The 4,470-nt window shown below is 68.7% G+C and carries 4 protein-coding genes, 1 rRNA gene and 1 pseudogene; 4 read left to right on the forward strand and 2 right to left on the reverse strand.

Translation table 11 applies throughout. The features are described 5' to 3' along the window. Nucleotides 1-89, reverse strand: a pseudogene (locus JHE00_RS36250) (YciI family protein); the annotation flags it as partial. A gap of 152 nt (nt 90-241) precedes the next feature. Here JHE00_RS36250 and JHE00_RS34455 point away from each other — a divergent pair. From JHE00_RS34455 to hisS, 4 genes are read left to right on the forward strand one after another with little or no spacing between them, the layout of a single operon-like run. Next, the gene (locus tag JHE00_RS34455) at nt 242-694 is read left to right on the forward strand and encodes a flavodoxin family protein (protein WP_200326381.1); all 453 of its coding nucleotides are present in this window, start codon (nt 242-244) and stop codon (nt 692-694) included. Nucleotides 695-745: 51 nt separating this feature from the next. Continuing rightward, nucleotides 746-1,423 (forward strand): LppX_LprAFG lipoprotein, encoded by a 678-nt coding sequence (locus JHE00_RS34460; RefSeq protein WP_200326384.1) that lies wholly within the window; start codon nt 746-748, stop codon nt 1,421-1,423. Beyond that, entirely contained in the window at nt 1,420-2,931 is a 1,512-nt protein-coding gene (locus tag JHE00_RS34465) for an MFS transporter (RefSeq protein ID WP_200326386.1), read from the forward strand. Before JHE00_RS34460 ends, JHE00_RS34465 begins: the two co-directional genes overlap by 4 nt. Nucleotides 2,932-2,941: 10 nt before the next feature. Then, on the forward strand, nt 2,942-4,234 hold the full coding sequence (gene hisS, locus JHE00_RS34470; RefSeq protein ID WP_200326388.1) for a histidine--tRNA ligase: 1,293 nt from the start codon (nt 2,942-2,944) through the stop codon (nt 4,232-4,234). A 117-nt stretch (nt 4,235-4,351) separates the two neighbouring features. Here the strand turns inward: hisS and rrf are convergent. Beyond that, nucleotides 4,352-4,468: ribosomal RNA gene (gene rrf, locus JHE00_RS34475) — 5S ribosomal RNA — on the reverse strand. Nucleotides 4,469-4,470 lie beyond the last annotated feature (2 nt).

Genomic DNA, 4,470 nt, shown 5'->3' on the forward strand with positions numbered 1-4,470 from the left:
ATCTCCTCGGGGGTCCACTGGTCCATCATCACGTTGTTCACCGCGTCCGGAGCTCCGCGGTAGTGCTTGAGCATCAGGTACTTGGCCATCGTGGTTCTCCTCGGTCCTGGTGCGACCCATTCTGGTCACTCACCCCGGGGACGAAGCTCATCGTGGGTTCTCGACATCTCGGCTCGAACTTTTTTCCGGCCCCCGCTGAGCCGGTTGCGGGGCCTGATCGCCCCGGGCACGCTGACTCACTGTGCCCACGTTGCTGATCGTCCACCACACGCCGTCGCCTCACCTGCAGGCGATGTTCGAGGCGGTGGTCTCGGGAGCGACCGACCCGGAGATCACCGGCGTCGACGTCGTGCGCAGGCCCGCGTTGTCCGCGACGGCGTCGGACGTGCTCGCCGCCGACGCCTACCTGCTCGGCACCCCGGCCAACCTGGGCTACATGTCGGGTGCGCTCAAGCACTTCTTCGACACCGTCTACTACCCGTGCCTCGACGCGACCCGCAAGCGCCCCTTCGGTTTCTACCTGCACGGCAACCAGGGCACCGAGGGCGCGCAGCGGGCGATCGAGAGCATCGCGACGGGTCTCGGCTGGGAGCAGACCGCCAAACCCGTCGTCGTGCGGGGCGGGCCGGACAAGGACGACCTCGCGTCGTGCTGGGAACTGGGCGCGACGCTGGCCGCGAACCTCATGCCGTGAATAGTCCGGCTCCGGGCCCGCGGGTGGACCAGTGGCCCTACGATTTCGGACATGGTCATCCGCCGATTCCTGTGGGGAATGCTCGCGCTCACGGCCGTCGTGGCCACGGGCTGCTCGTCCGACACGCCCGATGAGTCTCTGCCCGACGGTCCCGCGCTGCTCGAGGACGCGGCCACGGCCACGAGCGACATCCAGAGCGCCCACTTCACGTTGCAGGTCAACGGCGAGGTCAAGGGCCTGAGCGTGCAGGGCCTCGACGGCGACCTGACGAGGGAGGGCGACGCACAGGGCACCGGCACGCTCAAGCAGGCGGGCCAGCTCGTCGAGGTCGCGTTCACGCTCAGCGGCGACACGCTCTACCTCAAGGGCCCCACGGGCGGGTACCAGGAGGTTCCGGCCGCGCTGAGCTCCACTTTGTACGACCCTTCGGCGGTGCTCGATCCCGAGCGCGGCGTCGCGAAGCTGCTCACCAGCCTGCAGGACCCGGTCACGGAGGCGCAGGAGGAGATCGAGGGCGCGCAGACCTACAAGGTCACGGGCACCCTCGGCAAGGACGTGCTCGCGGGCCTGCTGCCCGGAATCCAGTCCGAGGCGGACGTGTCGTTCTGGGTGCGCGCCGACGGTGAGCACCTGCCCGTCAAGGCGACCGCGGCCTTCCCCGACGACGCCTCCGTCGACGTCACGCTGTCCGATGTGGACAAGCCCGTGACGGTCACCCCGCCCGCGTGACCGAGCTCGGCACCACCCGGCGCGGCAGGTCCGTCGCGATCGGCGCGGGTGGCCTCGCGGTACTGCTCGGCGCGCTCGACACCTACGTCGTCATCGGGCTGCTCCGCCAGATCATCGAGGACCTGCAGATCCCGGTGAACCGGCTGGAGCAGGTCACGCCAATTGTCACCGGTTACCTGCTCGGCTACGTCGCCGCGATGCCGCTGCTGGGCCAGGCCTCCGACCGGTTCGGCCGCAAGACGTTGCTGCAGGCCTGTCTCGCCGGGTTCATCGCGGGATCGGTGCTCACCGCCGCGGCTCCCACGGTGCCGCTGCTCGTGGCGGGCCGGGTCCTGCTCGGCGTCGCGGGTGGCGCACTGCTGCCCGTCACGATGGCGCTGGCCGCCGACCTGTGGTCCGAGCACAAGCGCGCCACCGTGCTCGGTGCCGTGGGCGGCGCACAGGAGCTCGGCAGCGTCCTCGGCCCGGTCTACGGCATCGCGCTGGCCGCACTCGCGGGCTGGCGCAGCGTGTTCTGGATCAACGTGCCGCTCGCGCTGCTCGCGATGGTCGCCATCCACTACTCGGTGCCGCGCGGCGAGCGCTCCGGCCCGAGGGTCAAGGTCGATCTCGTCGGTGGCGGGCTGCTCGCGGCGACGCTGGGGCTGCTCGTCATCGGTCTCTACAACCCGGACCCGCGGGACCAGGTGCTGCCAAGCTGGGGCCTGCCGATGCTCGTCGCGGCCGCCGTCGCCTTCGCGCTGTTCCTCGTCTGGGAGTCCAGGGCGAAGACGCGGCTGCTCGACCCGGCCAACGTGCGCATGCGGCCGTTCCTCGCTGCACTGGGCACGAGCATCGCCGCCGGTGCGGCGCTGATGGTCACGCTCGTCGACGTCGACCTGTTCTCCCAGTCGCTGCTCGGCCGCGACGACCAGGGCAGTGTGGAGCTGCTGTTGCGGTTCCTCGTCGCGTTGCCGGTCGGGGCGCTCGTGGGTGGCTTTGTCGCCGCGAGGATCGGGGAGCGGTGGGTCGCCTTCGCGGGCATGCTGCTGGCCGGGGTCGGCTTCCTGTTGATGTCGGCGTGGACGGCGGAGGTGCTGTCGACGCCACACGAGCTGGGCCCGTTGACCCTGCCGAGACTCGACACCGACCTGGTCATCGTAGGACTCGGGCTCGGCCTGGTCATCGCGCCGCTGTCGGCGGCGGTGCTCAGGGTGGTGCCTGCCGAACAGCACGGGGTGGCCTCGGCGGGTGTGGTCGTGGCGAGGATGACCGGGATGCTCGTGGGCATCGCGGCGCTGTCGGCGTGGGGCCTGCACCGCTTCCACAGCATGACGGCGACGCTCGACGTCCCGATCGCCGTGCTGTACCCGTCGGAGGCGGAGTATGAGACCGCCATGGCCGACTACGTGGGCGCGGTGAAGAACGCGCTGCTCACGCAGTACACGGAGATCTTCCTGATCACCAGTGGTGTGTGTGCCGCGGGTGCGCTGCTTGCCCTGCTCATCGGCTCACGGCGCGGTCACTAAGCTGGAACCCGTGCCTGAATTCCTGCCGACCGCGCCGTACCGGGGTACCCGGGACTTCCTCCCCGCGGAGATGTCCGTCCGTACCCAGGTCTTCGGCAAGCTGTACGAGGTCATCGAGCGGTACGGGTTCCAGCGCTACGACGGTCCGATCCTGGAGCCGGCTGAGATCTACGAGGCGAAATCCGGCGAGGAGATCGCCAATCAGCAGCTCTACACGCTCACCGACCGCGGAGGACGCCGCCTCGCGCTGCGCCCCGAGATGACGCCGTCGGTGGCGAGGATGATCGCCGGCAACGCCGGTGCCCTGCAGTTCCCCGTCCGCTGGTACAGCCACCCGAACTGTCACCGCTACGAACGTCCCCAGCGTGGCCGGGTGCGCGAGCATTGGCAGATCAACGTCGACATCTTCGGTTCGACCAGCCCGAACACCGAGATCGAGATCTTCGAGCTGATCCACGACATGCTGTCCGGGCTCGGCGCGAGCGAGGACATGTTCGTGGTGCGGGCCAACGACCGCAACCTGCTGTCGTCGGCGCTCACCGACGTCGTCGGCGTCACCGAGCAGCAGCTGCCCGAGGTGTTCGCGCTCGTCGACCGCTGGGAGAAGTACGAGCGGGACAAGCTCGCCGCCAGCGCCGAGGAGATCGGCCTCTCCGGCAAGCAGTTCGACAAGCTGGGCGAGGTGCTCACCGCCGGTACCGCGCTGCTCGACGAGCTTCCCGAGCACGTCAAGGAGAGCTCAAACCTCGTGAAGGTGCTCGGCAGCAGTGCCGCGGACCTGGTGCGGTTCGAGCCGATGATCGTGCGCGGGCTCGCGTACTACACGTCGACGGTGTTCGAGGTCTTCGACACCTCACCGGAGAACAACCGCGCCCTCTTCGGTGGCGGCGCCTACAGCGACCTGGCTTCGATGTTCACGTCCCAGCAGATCCCCGGCTTCGGATTCGGCATGGGCGACGTGACCCTGATGGACTTCTTGGGCACGCACGACCTGCTGCCGAAGCCGAAGGCCGAAGTGGACGTCGTGGTGATCCCGGTGACCGAGGACCTCGGCGACGCCGCCCGCACGGTGGCGACCGCCCTGCGGCGCTCCGGTGTGCGCACCTCGGTTCCGCTGGAGTTCCGCAAGCTGGGTAAGGAACTCACGCGTGCCGACAAGGCCGGCGCCAGGGTCGTCGTAATCGTCGGCCGAGAGGACTGGGACGCGGGCAGCGTGACGGTGCGCAGCCTGGCCACCCGCGACCAGCGAGTGGTCACTGTGGACTCCGCGCCGTCCACGGTCGCCGAACTTCTCGCCGACTAGCCTCCAACAACAAAGGCCGGTCATTCGATCTCTCGAATGACCGGCCTTTTTCTCGTCCTTGACCTGAACAGCAAAAAGCCCCGCCAGGTGAGACCTGGCGGGGCTTCTCGAAGTTAAGTTCGGCGGTGTCCTACTCTCCCACACCCCCTCGGGTGCAGTACCATCGGCGCTGGTGGGCTTAGCTTCCGGGTTCGGAATGGGACCGGGCGTGACCCCACCGCTATAACCACCGAAAC

The sequence above is a fragment of the Prauserella cavernicola genome (assembly GCF_016595675.1).
Taxonomy (GTDB): Bacteria; Actinomycetota; Actinomycetes; order Mycobacteriales; family Pseudonocardiaceae; genus Prauserella_A; species Prauserella_A cavernicola.

Coding starts and splice junctions, on each gene's coding strand:
- JHE00_RS34460 (WP_200326384.1), top strand. CDS start 746: ATGGTCATCCGCCGATTCCTGTGGGGAATGCTCGCGCTCACGGCCGTC.